Here is a 13,856-nt window from a genome sequence, read left to right as displayed (position 1 = left end):
CCGATGAGTTTTCAGAATTTATTATAAAATGTCAACTTGGGCGTACAAGATTGAATCATGTTGTTAATGCATTACTTTGATTTCGTGCCAGATCATCTTGAAACTAGAGAAGATGATTGGAAAATTCTTGACGGTGATGAAATATTAAGAAAATCAAATGAAGGGAAAAAAGCTATAAGAAGATTATTTAAAACACATGGTGAAAGAAAATATAAAGTTGGGCATATGTTTTTTTCTAAAGAACGTATACACCCACTGAGTGAATGGCATTTTGTTTTTTTTGAAATAAATGAAACTGATAATCGTAATAACCACTGGGTGCTTGGAGCACATGTTCATATTGTTAATTATCTTTGGCCTAATCTAAATTGCCAAGAAATATGGAGTGATTTTGTTCAAGGCAGAGTATTCCCCAAAATTAAATTACATGTGAGTTACTGTAAATAAGCTAAAAAGCAAAAAGAAAACATAAAAGGTGCCAGACCCCTTTTATGTATGCTCTGGCGGAAAGGAAAGAAGATATATGAAAAACAGAATCCAATACACGGATGAACCTATGGGGAAAGTCAGGCCCGTTGCGGACTTTCTGCCTACGCCGGAAGAACTGGCTCTGAAGGAAGAAACCGTAAAAGAAAAGGGGTCAACCCCCTTTTACTCAAAAAATCAATAGTGATACCGCAACTGTGCTATTTCAATGGCATCCCCAGAGACCTTATAGACAAAGCGGTGCTCATCACTGATTCTTCGGGACCAGTAGCCTGAGAGGGCATGTTTTAAGGGTTCCGGTTTTCCGATACCTTCAAAGGGGGTACGCATTGTTTCTTTGATCAGGGTATTAATCCGGCGCAGGGTCTGTTTGTCGGTTTTTTGCCAGAAAAGGTAATCGTCCCATGCATGGGCAGAAAAAATGAGCTTCAATCCCTAAGCTCCTTTTCAAGCCCTTTGCCGTTTTCAAGCTGGGCCATGGATTCCAGAAGACGCCTTGCATTTTTCGGTGACCGTAAAAGATAGGCTGTTTCTTCAAGGGCTTCATAATCCTCAAGGGACATAATCACAACGGCATTGGATGATTTCCGCGTCACAATAACTGGCGAGCGGTCTTCACAAACCCTGTCCATTGTTTTGGCGAGATTTTGTCTTGCAGCGGTATAGGTGATAGCTTCCATATCTGGTTCCTCCTGTACAACATATTGTACGTCCAGACCTTGGATTGTCAAGCAAAAGAAAGGGCAGGCACAGGAGCCTGCCCCTTACTGGCTGTTCAGCTCCTCATAAAACCTCCCCCACAGCGCCGTTTCCACCCCCGTCAAAAACCCCTGCGGAAAGACATCCGGCCTTAATTCAAACAGCATCTTCCCCCTGGCGTGGCCGAGATTTAAGGCCGCCCGTATGCCCTGATCCCGCCAGAGGGCTTCTACTCCCCCAGACTTGCGCCCTCGCCGGTCAGATTCAAAACAGTATCCGCAAGCTGATAGGCAAAAACGGGCTGCACCTGAAAGAGCTTCACCGTGGCCTGCTCGTCAAAGGCCGGGGCTGTGCAGCCTTCGCAGACAAGGGCCATGCGCCGTGCCAGATCATCGGGCAGAGTATCCGGGTTCACCCCGGCCAGCGTGCGGATGGCATCCAGCTTGTCTTCCTGATCGCCAAAGAGCTTTTCCACAAGCTGGCCCAGATCCCGGTTCCGCTCCACGGCAGACCGCACCCGAGCCAGCTCTTCCCCGCTGAGGCCCCGCACCTCAAACACCGCTTCTGCGGGATTTCCAAAAAAACCATGCAGCTCCTGTGGTGCAGGCAGTCTCCGGGTCCGGGGCCGAAAGGAAGCCCGGAGAAAGGCCTGAACATCCATCATTCCTTCACCGGAATGGCGGGGCCACTGGCGCTGAGGGTGCAGTTTGCCCGGATGCCGTCTCCGGCCGGGTACTGCCTGCCCATGCCCAGCGTGGCCTGCATCAGAAGCTGGGGCGCACGGAGCCGATGGGGGAAAAACTGCCACCACAGTTCCTGTCCTTCCAGCGCAATGATGGGGTCTGTCACGCCGTCTTTCAGGTAGGCCGTGAAGCTCCCCTGAGCAAGGGATTTGGAGCTGGAGCCGATGGTGCCGCCGTACACCTGCGTGGACGACTGGGAATAGGTGGTTTCCGGTGGAACAAAGTCCGAGGTGGGTTCCAGCGGCGCAAAGATGGGCGTATACACCTGAATGAACACCCGTCTGGGCTTGTTCCCCGCATGGATGGGGGGCAGGGCCGTGACAAATTCCACCTCGCCCGTGCCGGGATTTTCGTTCCAGATGGGAAAATCATACAGCTCCGTGTGGGTGCCGGGAACGCTGTAAATCTCCGTGGCCTGTATGGCCGCATCCCCTGCGCCGGAAAGCCGCACCTGCCCAAGCTCAATGGCTCCTTCCGGGATGAGGGGCGGGCCGCCATCGGCCCCCCTTGATTCCGAAAAGGCAGAGCCGTCGGCCCCTTCCTCCGTGGCCAGCGTGCCGGAATCCGTGAGGATGATGGAGCTGATCTTATGGCTGCCCGTGGAGGCTCTGGCAATGGTGAGGCTTTCCGATGCCAGAGACACGAGATTGCCGGACTGATACGCCGTGAGGGCCGCAACGCTGACCCGGTTCAGGCCCGATGCCGGGGAGATGGCTCCGCCCGTTGCCAGACCATCGGGCCGGATGACCGGCTCCCGGCCCGGAGCGGCGGACCAGGGGGCGGCGGTAATGGTGAACGTTGTGTGATCGCCGGAATCAACCATGGCCTGCATGGGTATGAAGTTTTGGCCGGATTCGTATTTCAGAAGGGCATGGGCCGCACTCTGACTTTTTCTGGACATGGGGAGGCTCCTTTGTGTTTGAAAATAAAAATTTTAACCACAGAACACACAGAACACACGGAAAGAAAATGGAGGATAATCCTTTAAAAACAACGCTTTGTGTTCTATGGCTTAAAGGGGTCTGACCCCTTTTTACTTTGTGTTCTCTGCATGGTTTCTCCTGTGGACTCTGATTTTCTGGATTTTTGATGCCTTGACAACCATCGATGTTTTTAATGCTTTCAATGGCTTAAAATGCCGCAATGTCGTCCCAACTTTTTCTGCGTATTCTGTGTGTTCTGTGGTTCCATTTTTTTTAAAGGGATGCCCCCTTTTTACCCATAGGGATTGTTTCTGGCCGTGCTGTACCCAATTTCTGCCTGAACGCTCACAAACAGAGACACTTCGCCCTGAGACCAGTCCGGCCAGTCTTCCACGCCGCCGGACACATAGCGGACGCTGTCTGCTGTTTCGCTTTCTTCTTCCAACTGGCCCAGCGCCTGCCGGATATCCGCCAGCACGTTTTCCGCTGCCGTGGCCATGGCCCGTTCCTGAAGGTCCGGGGCATCGTGCAGGGTGTAACGAAGCCCCGCCCGGATGGTCAGCGGCAGGGTGAGGCTGTCTTCGCCGTAGCGGGTGCTTTCGCATTCTTCCGTTCCGGGGGTGAGCCAGAGGGCGGGGAGTGCCTCCAGATCCCGCTTGCCTTCGGCCAGCACAAGGGCCGTGCCAATGTCGGAATGAAAGCCGTTGATCCTGCGGATGCCGGAAAGCACGTTTTCCAGTTCTTCCAGCAGGGTTTGCCGGATGGATGGGTTCATGGCAGCTCCTTTAAAAGGGGTCAGAGCCCTTGAATGCCAGACAGGATGAGCTGCACCTGCCGGTCCAGTTCTGCCTGTGCGGCTTGGGATGCGGATTGCAGCACCGGTCCCATGCGTTCCTCATCCTGCAGGACCATGGGCGGTGAGGATGACCAGATGCCTTTGATGCTTTCATCACGGGGGTTGCCCTTTCTGGGATTGGCCCGGCGCTTGCCCGTGCGGATGAAAATGTTGGTATGGCCGTTGGCCATGGTGGCCACAAAGCCAGCCTGTTTAAATTTCTCGTGAAACTGAATCCGGCCCTTGCGGCGTTTGAACAGGGCGGAAAAGCCTTTTTGGGATCTTCTTCCGCCAAAGTGCATCCCCGGCACCTGTCCCTTGATCTTCCAGGCCTTGGATTTGTCGTAGAGGGGAACACCGCGTTTATCCCTTGCCCGGAGGTAGCAGGTGGCATTCGTGTAGGTGGCTTTGCGTTCCGTGATGGTCTGGCGGATGACGGTCTTGGTGAGGTTGACTTCCTTATATATGGTATCCACGGCCACGGTTTTTGCCTTGGAAAGACCCTTGTTCAAGGCCCTTGTGGTGGCCTTTTTGCTGCCGTTTTTCACACGGGCAAGCAGCTTTTCCACCTCATCCAGCCCCTGAATGCTGACATGGGAAATCATGGGATGCCTCCCTCCTTATCCATGCCGCACCAGCCCGATCTTCATCAGCACATCCCCTTCCACCAGTACCCGTGTGGTTCTGTAGTGGGTGGTGTTCAGGATCACCGGAACCGCCTCCCGGAAAGCACCCACATCCGAACGCAGCACCTCGATTTCCATTTCCCAGCTTACCACGCCGGTCTGCCGTTCCATCTCCCCGGTGCGGCGGGTGCGGGCCAGAATTTCCCGGCCATTGTAGAAGATCCACTCCGCCCCTTCTTCGGGGTTCAGGATGATGGTTCGGGCATCTTCTTCCAGCATCTCTTTCCAGTCCACGGCCAGCTCCTTTAAAAGGGTCTCCCTTTTACCAGCGATTTCCGATACCCAGCAGGGCACCAATGCGAACACCTGCATAGCCTGCCTGTGCGGTGATCTTCCATGAGGTGCGGCCCACATCCTTTTTAAATTCCTGATCCGCCCACTTTCGCTCTTTGTGGTTGCGGGCATGTTTGCACCGCCAGTCATGGCGGCAGGAGGCAATGGGGTGCCTGTGCCTTGGGAAAAAGGGCTGAAGCAAGACCGGCACCGATGACCCGTCCCACTCAAAATCCGCTGGTACCTCGCCAGCACTTCCGTCCATGTTCATGCAGAAAAGGGGCTTATCCAGCGCCCTGTGCAGGGGTTTACCCGGCACCGTCCGCATATGGATGACGGTTCCTGAAGCGGCCATGGTCCATCCTTTCACTTCCAGGTTCCTGACATGGAAAGCCGCTGGGCCTCCCTGAAATATCCGTCCCATGTTTCGGGCTTCGGCCTGCCCGGATTCCAGGCAGCAAGGTACTGCCGCCAGCCCTTTTCCGGCTCATCCGGCCCCGGCAGGGGTTCCGGGATGGTCCAGAGCAGAAGCCGTGCATAGCAGCAGGCAAGGGCATCGTTGTGCTCGATGGCGGCATAGCTTTCGTCCACGTCCACGCCGTAGCGCATTCCCACGAGAATCCGGCGGATGGTGACGGCACTTGCCGGGTGGTTCAGCACTCCGGCAATGCCTGCCTTTTCGAACTGCCAGAAACCCCGTGCGGGTCCACGGATCTGGCGACGGTGAAGAAAGCGGGATTCCTGCATCCCAATGGCGTGGAGCATGCCCATGGCCGCCGGGCTTTTCATGTTTTCGGGAAGCAGGGCAAATCCTGCGCTCATAAACGGGTGCATCACTTGCTCCTTTCTGCCACGGCCCGCAGCACCTTTTTTTCCAGTAAACCCAGAATCTGGGCGGAGGAATACCCGCTCACGCCGCAGACAGCGGCCCGGAAGTTGGCCGAGATGGCCTCGGCATCGGCAATGAGAAGAAAGACGAGGATGCCCACAAAGGCACTCATGAGCAGCCCGCCGAAAAACCAGCACCACGAAAAGGCTTTGGGGTTTTGCATCATCCTCACCATCCCTCCCAGCATGGCCAGCAGAACAGCGGGTGCGACTTCCATGCAGGCTTTGAGGAGTTCTTCCGGTATCCGCACGCCGCGTCTCCTTTAGAAGGGTTAAAGGGGTCTGACCCCTTTTTTCCGGGGGCAGGCCCCTGTGCCTGCCCTTTTGGGCAACCATGTGGCCCCTTTATTTAATCCCACCCATGAGGTAACAGCACTTGCCGGAGACATCTGTCCGGATGCGGCCATCATCGTAGTAGGAGCGCAGGTAGGCTTCGTCCACATCATGGCGCACCCGGATGATCTCCGAGCGCAGGGCCTCTTCCCGGTACTGCTCCACAATGGGCTCTGTGCTGGCATCCTTGGCGTACACAAAGGTGCGGCCCACACAGGGTTCCGTGATGTCGTAGCTGCCGGAAATCTTCACCAGCGCGGCATGGGTATCCGTCCAGATGTCTTCAAAAACCAACCGCTTGCCCTTGGGCGAGGCATTGCGCATCCCACCCGCCACCAGCACGTTTTTCACGTTCAGGATCTGGGCCAGCTGATCCGCCGTAAGGCGGTTTAAGTCAATGCCGGGGAAGGTGTATTTGAGCTGCTCCCGGATCTCGGCATTGGTCTTCAGCCATTCCGCCACCTGCCAGGAGAGCACCAGCGCATCCGGCTCCATGCCGCACTGCTGGCGGAAGGCGGCCTTGCCGTCCCGGATATCCTGCACCGGCGTTCCTTCGGCAGGGTTGCTCCATTTTTTGGCCACGTTGTGGGGTGTAAATACGGAAGGGTTCATCACCCTTGCGGCAATGCGCTTTTCCTGCGCCCGGAGGATGATGGCCATGGTGCGGCGGGTGGCGATTTCTTCGGCCAGTCCGGGCCGCTGGTTTTCCAGCTCATCCCATTCCACATCATCCATGGGCTCTTCGTGGCCCTTTTCCGACACCGCATATTTCCCCCGCTCGTACTCCCATTCCGACCGGTGGTAACGGCCCCTTGGGGAGCGTTCCACGTCTTCATCGGAAAAGAGCACTTCCGCAGGAATCACGGGATAGGTGCCGCCTCTGGCCATGACCTTATGCACGGGCATGACCGAAAGGCCGATATAGCCCTCCGAAGGATCGCGGAGGGTTTCGAGTACGGTAGCGCCCAGATCGGGACGCCAGATCAGACTGCCGCTGGTGGCGCGCATGGGACTTCCTTTCTTTCGCTTCGGGAGCCTCAGCGACCGGCTCTCGAAATGTTCATGGAAAAGGGGGCTGACCCCATTAAAGGACCGCTGGCTGAGGCTCTCGAAGCCAGAGGGCCGGGGTGGAAAAAAGGGGTGACCCCTTTTAGGTAACGGTTACGGTGGCATGGAAATCATAGGGCAACACCTCAATGATCTCCCCTGCGGAAGCGGCCGCATTCAGGGCAATGCCGATTTTCCGGTAGGTTCCTGCTTCCGAAGGAAGGGCCTGAATCCGCCCCTCATCCGCCGCAAAAACCAAATCCAATGCGCTAAGGGCTCCGGCGGTTTCCAGCTCCCAGGTGCCGTCCACGCCAAGGTGCTGCACAGACACCCGTTCCCCTTCCGCCGCATAGGTGGTGGCAAAGCCGATGGGCGTTCCGGCTGCGCTGTTCAAAACCACCTTGCCCCCGTCAAACTGCACAATCCGGAAAGACTCCACACCGCCGATTCCCACCTCGTAGGATCTTGGCCCAAGAACGTAGCTCATGCGGCACCGCCTTTCTGAAGACCAAGGATGTAGGCTTTATGGGCTTCCGGATATTTGGCCTGCATCTCCCGCATGGCCTCGCCTTTGGAACAGGCCTTGGCCGCCATATGCCCTTCCACCAGCGCCAGAAAATCCGGCCAACCTCCGGGCTGGGCCGCTGCACCCGCCGGCTGACCTCCCGCCGCAACACCGGAAGGGGTGGCTGCCTGCAAAGCCGCGAGAATCTCCGCAGCGGTGGGGCCTGTGGCCGGGGCGGGTGTCTGGGCATTGGCCTGTCCGCTGGGCTGACTGCCTGCGGGATGGCCCTGTCCGTTGCCTTGACCTGCCGGGGCATTCCACTGGCCGCCCTGCGCACCGGCTCCGCCTGTGCCACCCAGAGCCAGAAGACCGGCATCGGCCATGGCCTTGATCTGATCCGCCTTCAGGCCCAGCCCCTGAAGGGTGCGGATTTTGCCGGATGCTTCCGGCCCCGCCACCATGGCCACCATGGAAAGGATATCCTCTCCGGCCGCACTGATTGTGGGTGCCAGTTCCGCACGCACCGCATCCCCGCCCTCGGCTTTGATCTGGGCGTAAAGGGCGGGGTGCTCCGCTTTGAGTTTGTTCACATCCATGTTTTCCTCCCTGAGTGCTGCCATAAAGGGTTCGAGGCCGGGGGTGATGCGATCCACCAGCCCTTCTTTGAGGCCGTCTTCCGCCAGATAGATCCGGCCATCCGTGGCCCGGATGTTCTCCGGAGAAAGCCCCCGAAGGCTGGCGTAGGATTCCGTAAAAATGCCGTACATTCTGTCTAAGCGTTCCTGCACATAGGCCCGGCCCGTATCGTTTAAGGGGCTGTCTGTATTGGGCAGGGCCTTAAAACTCCCCGCCGAAAGATAGGAAAAGGTGATGCCCGTTTTTTCGTTGAAACGGCTCCAGTCCGCATGGACCTGCAAAATACCGATGCTGCCCACCAAGGCCGTGGCCGGAGCAGCCACTTCATCGCAGACCGCAGACAGCCACATGGCCGCCGACATGCAGGCCCCGTCCACATAACCCACCACCCGTTTGCCCGATGCGGTCTTGGCCGAAGCCATGTGATCCACCAGCTCTTTGCAACCCTGCACCGTGCCACCGGGGGAATTGAAACAGAGCAGCAGGGTATGGATGCCGGGATCTTCCATGGCGAGATCAAACTGATCCCGCAGGCCCTTGTATCCCGTGCGAAGGGGGGCAAAGGCCCCGGCATAGCCGTAATCCGGCGACAGGGTTCCCGTGACCGGCAGCAAAGCAATGCCACCGGAGCGGGTGAACGGCTCCGGATCAGGGGTTTGGGAAGAAGGGACGGCGGCAGAATGGCGCAGGGCCGAAGCGAGGGCATCTAAAGCCGAAGGCGCAGCGGCCCAGATTTCTGTTTTGAGAAGTTCCAGCATCCGGAAGGGCATGGCGGCCTCGCCTTGGGGGTAAGGCGGGGAAAAGTCCCCGCAGAAAAAACGATCATTTCTGCGGAGATTATAGGGCCGGAATGGGGGGCTTTTTTTAAATGGTGCTTAGATGAGCGTGGATGGATGTTCTTTTTTGTTATTCAGCATATATATTTACTTGACATGGGGTGGTATGATTCCGGAATGCAATTTTTAGCGAGGCAGATGAGGGAACAGGAAATGGTATCCCCCCTTTTTTACATCGAGCAGGAGAAAAATCATGAGCATGAAAAAAGAATATGAGCAGAAATTACAGGCACAATTAGATGAATGGGGTATAAGGATCGACAAGCTCAAAGCAAAGGCCGACATTAAAAAAGCCGACGCACAACTTGAATATCACAAACAAATTGAGGAATTACGGTCTCAGCGTGAATCGGCCAGCAATAAACTTGCCGAACTGAAGAGTGCCAGTGGCGATGCATGGGAAGACCTGAAAGCAGGCATTGACAGTTCATGGGATTCCCTTGGGAATGCTGTGAAATCAGCTGTGTCAAGATTCAAGGATTAAGAGGAAAAGCAGGGAAAAGGGGTTACAGGGAAAAGGGGGCAGACCCCTTTTATGAGACCCCTTTTATGCATTTTCCTTTTGACGTCGGTACTCTGGCGTTGGTAAGATGTATCTAACATACTCGCCATGCCTCTTGGCCGCTGCTCTTACTTTGTAAGGGGGCCAATGCACAAATCGAGCGGGTCTTTTTTTTGTCCGAAAATTCTGCAAATACCCCTTTTGTCCTTATAACAGGCATTGCCCCTGCCGCCCGTCATGCTATACTGCTGCCAGCAGATTTTTTTACTTGCAATAAACCATCCGTGTTCCGGAGGGCATATGTATTTGAACACATACGGACAGTCAGGGAAGCATCCTTTTGTTCCCATGGCTTTCCATGAAGACAGAAGCGACACCCTTGCACAGGCCCGGCGTACCGCTTTTCAGAATCTCATCCGGTATATGGTACGTCTCCGCAATGAAGGGCATATGGATGATCAGGCCTTTGATGCCCTTGTCCGGCAGGCCGCTGCATCCTACTCTGGTGCAGAAATATCGGAACGCATTGAAAAGGTACTGGTCAGTAAAATCAGCTCAGGCCGCCTTCGGGAGTTGCTGCAATGACGGATACGGAAACAAACACAAAGGATACCGCCCCAGAAGAAGGCAAAGGGTATTCTGAAAAAAATGATGTGGGCTTTGTGGAGCCGGAGATGCTTAAAGGGCTTCCCCCGGAAGCAAGGAAGGTTCTGGAAATCGGGATGTCCATGCACAGGTTGGGACCGGCTCCCCATCCTCTTGTGGATAAGATCAATGAAACCCACATCACAAGAATTCTCGAACTTGCCGAAAAAGATGATGAAAGGTCTTTCAGGGATGCCGCAGAAAACAGAAAATACACCCTGATATACGTTCTTGTTTTTGCCGTTCTGTTCATATTCGCCACCGTTTTTCTGGTCGGCTCAGACAAGGAACTGTACCGGGAGGTCATTAAACTTTTTGCCGTGTTCCTTGGCGGCCTTGGCAGCGGCTTTGGCATCAGAAGCTATATGGACAGAAACAAATAAAGACTGAGAAAAGGGCCTGCCCCCCTTCCTCCAGTTCCTGTTTTCCTACATCATTTGATGTGGAAAAATGAGAACACTGCCTGCCCCAGGGCGTTGCTGACCCCCAGATGCACAAAAGCCCCCGCACCGATAAGGATGCAGGGGCTTTGTTTATGGATCAGGGCCGGGCTTCCGGGCATCAGAAAAACCCCTTTCTACACCCTCACCAGCCGCATCAGAGGTTCAAAGGCATAAACCGCAGGTTTTCTTCCGCTTGCCTCCTTCACTTTACGGATCAGATCCTTTTCCAGCAGCAAGGTGGTGAACCGGGCGGAGCTTGCAGCGGGAACACCGCTTTTTTCTTTGAATCTGCTGACCGTGAAAACCGGGAAGGTGAAAACAAAATCCAGCGCCTCGATGGACCACTTTGACGAAAGCACTTCCGCAAAAACCCGTTTCATTTCATCGTAAAGGGAGCGGATCTGATCTGCAGTATCGAGATTTCTTCCCGCCTGCACCGCCAGCGCCTTCATGAAAAACCGACACCAGTCCTCCCAGTCTCCCTTTTCTGAAACCCGGCGCATGGCGTCAATGTAGGTATCCCGGTTTTCCTCAAAATAGCCGCTGATGTAAAAATGCGGTGCGGATATGATCCCTGAAGACCAGAGCATCAGGGTAATGAGCATCCTGCCGATCCGCCCGTTACCATCCTTGAAGGGGTGCAGGGCCTCAAACTCCACATGGGCCAAAGCGGTTCTGATGAGGGAGGGATGCCTGCTTTCTCCGATATAGGCAAAGAGCCTGTCCATGCCCTCCGGCAGGCGTTCCGGGCTGATGGGAACAAAGAGGATGTTACGGCTCATCTTGTCAGCCAGATAGTTCTGCTCTTTCTTAAACTCTCCGGGAGATTTGGCCGCTCCCCTTCCAAAGGAAAGCAGGGTCTGGTGAACTCCCCGGATGAGCGACTGGGACAGGGGATACCCGTCTTCCATGGCCTGCTGCGCCCCGCGTAAAGCCCGCTGATACAGGGCGGTTTCAATGACATCGGATCGGGTTTCAGAAGTGTTTCTGTCCGAGCCGTCGGACTCCGCCTCATACATAAGCACTTCATCCATGGTGCTGATGGTGCCTTCGATGCGGGAAGAAAGCACCGCTTCCTGACTCCTCAGGGGAGCAAGAAGAATTTCGCTGTTGTGCATGGTCTTCAGCATCTGATCATAACGGGCCATGGCGGCGGTGGCATCCAGAAGCTCTTCCAGAAAGCGTCCCGTATCAAGACGCTCCGGTGGAAAGGCATCGTAATGATAATGAACCGCCTGATCCAGATTCAGGGACATCGTCTGCTCCTCAGGGGATTTTTTGAAAATGACGGACAGGCCTTTGCTTCCCATCCCTTCCGCACAAGGACGTTTGTTGCTCAGATTTGCGAGAATATGAGAAACAAGGCCCTTTGTTTCTAATCTATGCAAAACAAAGAAGCTTGTCTCTCATTTTTTAAAGAATATGAGCAACAAAATTTTCTGCCCGGCCCCCGGACAAGAAAAAGCCCCCGCACCGAAAAGGATGCAGGGGCTTTTTTATGGATCAGTTCCGGAGCACCCTTCACGGCTCCTGAGACTTCCCCATGGTCAGGGTCATGAGAAGATCCTCAAAGGCATCCTCATAATACATGGGCTGGGTTTCTCTGGGGTTTTGCGGGGAAACCATATTCTCACCGAAAGCCAAACCCAGATCCGTGAGGTTCTTGAATTTTCTGACCGACCCACTGGCTCCGGTGCGCTCCCGCTCCTCCAGCATCCCATTGTTCACCATGAGCTGATTAAATCTGATGGTGCTCATGTCCACGTTGTGTTTTTTTAAAAGGGCCGATGCGGACATGCGCTGGCGGGGTGCTTCCGTGTACTGGGGCAGTACAGATTTATCCAGACCATGGCGGTCATAGATGGCATAACAAAGGGCCAGCCGGGAGTCATCGGAAACCCGGAGCATGTCGGCAACACATTCCGCTGCCCAAAAATCCTTCTGGATCAGGATTTTGAGGGGGTGGTCGTTGCGGGGGATCTGATATGCCCCGGTGCGCCGGATGGAGGGGAGGACTTCTTCAACCACCCAATCCTGAAAATTTTCAGCCGATTCAAGGTTTGATCTCATTATGAGCCTGTAAAGATCAGCCTCTGGGATAATATTTATTGGGTGCCCTGTTTCAGGGTAATTGATTTTATTGACTTTTTTACAATGGCTGTTTATTGCGTTGTTTGGCTTTTCATAACCCAACGCCCTTGCAATGTCAGTTGCCACAAACCACGGCTCGCCGTTCCGTCCTTCAACAATGCGAACCTGCCCAAACTCCCGATTTTCAAAAACCTGTACCGCTGTATCCATGTTCCGCTCCTTTTTTTCATAAAAGGGGTCACCCCTTTCAGGTGATCATTTCTGCGGAGATTATAGGGCCGGAATGGGGGGGCTTTTTTAGATGGTGCTTAGATGTGCGTGGATGGGTGTTCTTTTTGGCTGAATGGGGCTTGATTTTGCTTGACGGGGGTTGGGGCCTTGGCTGGATAAAACAAAAACCCCCGCACCGAAAAAGGATGCAGGGGCTTTGTTTATGGATCAGTTCCGGGGCCGTGCTGCGGCATCATGATCCCGGAGGGACTGAAGATAGGCTTCGTGGTGGATGTCCGGGCTGAGGACGCAGAGGGTGCGGAGGACATCGTTCACGGAAACGCCCAGATCCTGATACAGGCGGCTGAGGGCGGGCATATCCCGGAGGATGGCGTTCACCTGCCCCACGAGCTTCCGGGCAAGGCGGATCTGGTCTTCCCTGTCCGGGGCTTCCGTGGCAAGGGCCGGACCCGTTCCGGAGAAGCGGCCTGTTCTGCGGATGGCGGGAAGCACTTCCGAGGCCACCCAGTTGGTGAAATCTTCGGCGGCGGGTTTGTTGGATCGGAAGGCCAGCTTGTACAGGGCGGGTTCGTTGATGGTGACGAACTCCTGATCCTGTTCGCCGTACACGCCGTGCTGATTCTGGAGGGGGGTCGTGAGTTTTACGACCCCCCTCCAGTTTTCCGGAATACTGGCAAGAATCTTGTTGCCGCTCCACGTAATCTCCAGGGCATCGCAAACGTCTTTTGCAATGAACCAGAAACTTCCGTCTTCTTTTTCGATGGTTCTTACGGTGTTGTTCTGAAAGGTAAAGTCGATGGTGGGCAGATTGTTTTTCATGGCGATCCTCTGTGCTTTGAGTAGGTGAAGGATTCCGCCACAACTGAGGCTAATCAGTGGGTGGCAGAGCTGGGCGGGTTAGCCTTACCGGGCACAGAGAACCGGCGCTTCCGAAGAAGCCCCGCACAGCTCCGCCATAAGGGTGAGCGAGGGCGCAAAAAATGCGCCTGCGTATTCATTATGGTGGGGGCGCTAGGCTCTGTGCTGATCGGGAGGCTAATCCCGACTGCGGTTT

The 13,856-nt window shown here is 55.0% G+C and carries 21 protein-coding genes; 5 read left to right on the top strand and 16 right to left on the bottom strand.

Annotation, left to right across the window (positions count from 1 at the left end):
- Positions 1 to 84: 84 nt before the first annotated feature.
- Both LZ24_RS12420 and LZ24_RS17275 read left to right on the top strand, forming a co-directional pair.
- A complete protein-coding gene (locus LZ24_RS12420; protein WP_222427629.1) occupies positions 85 to 447 on the top strand; it encodes a hypothetical protein in 363 nt (120 codons plus the stop codon).
- Positions 448 to 523: 76 nt separating this feature from the next.
- The gene (locus LZ24_RS17275) at positions 524 to 670 is read left to right on the top strand and encodes a hypothetical protein (protein ID WP_186443120.1); all 147 of its coding nucleotides are present in this window, start codon (positions 524 to 526) and stop codon (positions 668 to 670) included.
- Here LZ24_RS17275 and LZ24_RS12415 read toward each other — a convergent pair.
- The 13 genes from LZ24_RS12415 to LZ24_RS12355 all read right to left on the bottom strand — a co-directional run bounded on the left by LZ24_RS12415 (position 664) and on the right by LZ24_RS12355 (position 8,824).
- Positions 664 to 918 (bottom strand): Txe/YoeB family addiction module toxin, encoded by a 255-nt coding sequence (locus LZ24_RS12415; protein WP_144685629.1) that lies wholly within the window; start codon positions 916 to 918, stop codon positions 664 to 666. The two genes, LZ24_RS17275 and LZ24_RS12415, sit on opposite strands and share 7 nt — an antisense overlap.
- On the bottom strand, positions 915 to 1,166 hold the full coding sequence (locus LZ24_RS12410) for a type II toxin-antitoxin system Phd/YefM family antitoxin (RefSeq protein ID WP_144685628.1): 252 nt from the start codon (positions 1,164 to 1,166) through the stop codon (positions 915 to 917). Before LZ24_RS12410 ends, LZ24_RS12415 begins: the two co-directional genes overlap by 4 nt.
- A 248-nt stretch (positions 1,167 to 1,414) precedes the next feature.
- Complete coding sequence (locus LZ24_RS12405; RefSeq protein ID WP_144685627.1) at positions 1,415 to 1,849, bottom strand: hypothetical protein; 435 nt, start codon at positions 1,847 to 1,849, stop codon at positions 1,415 to 1,417.
- Positions 1,846 to 2,829: a hypothetical protein gene (locus tag LZ24_RS12400; RefSeq protein ID WP_144685626.1), complete on the bottom strand. Its 984-nt coding sequence runs from the start codon at positions 2,827 to 2,829 to the stop codon at positions 1,846 to 1,848. Before LZ24_RS12400 ends, LZ24_RS12405 begins: the two co-directional genes overlap by 4 nt.
- A gap of 314 nt (positions 2,830 to 3,143) precedes the next feature.
- Positions 3,144 to 3,626 (bottom strand): hypothetical protein, encoded by a 483-nt coding sequence (locus tag LZ24_RS12395; RefSeq protein WP_144685625.1) that lies wholly within the window; start codon positions 3,624 to 3,626, stop codon positions 3,144 to 3,146.
- A gap of 20 nt (positions 3,627 to 3,646) precedes the next feature.
- Positions 3,647 to 4,291, bottom strand: coding sequence for a phage tail protein (locus LZ24_RS12390; RefSeq protein ID WP_144685624.1), 645 nt, complete (start codon positions 4,289 to 4,291; stop codon positions 3,647 to 3,649).
- Between the two features lie 15 nt (positions 4,292 to 4,306).
- The gene (locus LZ24_RS12385) at positions 4,307 to 4,606 is read right to left on the bottom strand and encodes a hypothetical protein (protein WP_144685623.1); all 300 of its coding nucleotides are present in this window, start codon (positions 4,604 to 4,606) and stop codon (positions 4,307 to 4,309) included.
- A gap of 28 nt (positions 4,607 to 4,634) precedes the next feature.
- The gene (locus LZ24_RS12380; protein WP_186443118.1) at positions 4,635 to 5,000 is read right to left on the bottom strand and encodes a DUF1353 domain-containing protein; all 366 of its coding nucleotides are present in this window, start codon (positions 4,998 to 5,000) and stop codon (positions 4,635 to 4,637) included.
- 11 nt (positions 5,001 to 5,011) lie between these two features.
- Positions 5,012 to 5,479, bottom strand: coding sequence for a hypothetical protein (locus LZ24_RS12375; RefSeq protein WP_144685621.1), 468 nt, complete (start codon positions 5,477 to 5,479; stop codon positions 5,012 to 5,014).
- Complete coding sequence (locus tag LZ24_RS12370) at positions 5,479 to 5,784, bottom strand: phage holin family protein (RefSeq protein ID WP_144685620.1); 306 nt, start codon at positions 5,782 to 5,784, stop codon at positions 5,479 to 5,481. Before LZ24_RS12370 ends, LZ24_RS12375 begins: the two co-directional genes overlap by 1 nt.
- A 94-nt stretch (positions 5,785 to 5,878) precedes the next feature.
- A complete protein-coding gene (locus tag LZ24_RS12365) occupies positions 5,879 to 6,874 on the bottom strand; it encodes a hypothetical protein (protein ID WP_144685619.1) in 996 nt (331 codons plus the stop codon).
- Between the two features lie 142 nt (positions 6,875 to 7,016).
- Positions 7,017 to 7,400 (bottom strand): DUF2190 family protein, encoded by a 384-nt coding sequence (locus tag LZ24_RS12360; RefSeq protein ID WP_144685618.1) that lies wholly within the window; start codon positions 7,398 to 7,400, stop codon positions 7,017 to 7,019.
- On the bottom strand, positions 7,397 to 8,824 hold the full coding sequence (locus tag LZ24_RS12355) for a S49 family peptidase (RefSeq protein ID WP_144685617.1): 1,428 nt from the start codon (positions 8,822 to 8,824) through the stop codon (positions 7,397 to 7,399). Before LZ24_RS12355 ends, LZ24_RS12360 begins: the two co-directional genes overlap by 4 nt.
- 259 nt (positions 8,825 to 9,083) lie before the next feature.
- On the opposite strand from LZ24_RS12355, the gene LZ24_RS12350 reads away from it, so the two are divergent.
- The 3 genes from LZ24_RS12350 to LZ24_RS12340 all read left to right on the top strand — a co-directional run bounded on the left by LZ24_RS12350 (position 9,084) and on the right by LZ24_RS12340 (position 10,420).
- On the top strand, positions 9,084 to 9,374 hold the full coding sequence (locus LZ24_RS12350) for a sll1863 family stress response protein (protein ID WP_144685616.1): 291 nt from the start codon (positions 9,084 to 9,086) through the stop codon (positions 9,372 to 9,374).
- Between the two features lie 318 nt (positions 9,375 to 9,692).
- The gene (locus LZ24_RS12345) at positions 9,693 to 9,977 is read left to right on the top strand and encodes a hypothetical protein (RefSeq protein ID WP_144685615.1); all 285 of its coding nucleotides are present in this window, start codon (positions 9,693 to 9,695) and stop codon (positions 9,975 to 9,977) included.
- Positions 9,974 to 10,420, top strand: a complete 447-nt coding sequence (locus LZ24_RS12340) for a hypothetical protein (protein WP_144685614.1) — start codon at positions 9,974 to 9,976, stop codon at positions 10,418 to 10,420. Before LZ24_RS12345 ends, LZ24_RS12340 begins: the two co-directional genes overlap by 4 nt.
- Before the next feature lie 194 nt (positions 10,421 to 10,614).
- Here the strand turns inward: LZ24_RS12340 and LZ24_RS12335 are convergent, their stop codons facing one another.
- From LZ24_RS12335 to LZ24_RS12325, 3 genes are all read right to left on the bottom strand, one after another.
- Positions 10,615 to 11,736: a Fic family protein gene (locus LZ24_RS12335; protein ID WP_144685613.1), complete on the bottom strand. Its 1,122-nt coding sequence runs from the start codon at positions 11,734 to 11,736 to the stop codon at positions 10,615 to 10,617.
- A 265-nt stretch (positions 11,737 to 12,001) separates the two neighbouring features.
- A complete protein-coding gene (locus tag LZ24_RS12330) occupies positions 12,002 to 12,781 on the bottom strand; it encodes a BRO-N domain-containing protein (RefSeq protein ID WP_144685612.1) in 780 nt (259 codons plus the stop codon).
- A 228-nt stretch (positions 12,782 to 13,009) separates the two neighbouring features.
- Entirely contained in the window at positions 13,010 to 13,621 is a 612-nt protein-coding gene (locus tag LZ24_RS12325; protein ID WP_144685611.1) for a BRO-N domain-containing protein, read from the bottom strand.
- Positions 13,622 to 13,856: the final 235 nt, after the last annotated feature.

Source organism: Desulfobotulus alkaliphilus (assembly GCF_007830435.1).
Lineage (GTDB): Bacteria > Desulfobacterota > Desulfobacteria > Desulfobacterales > ASO4-4 > Desulfobotulus > Desulfobotulus alkaliphilus.
This window is presented reverse-complemented; position numbering and strand designations above follow the sequence as displayed.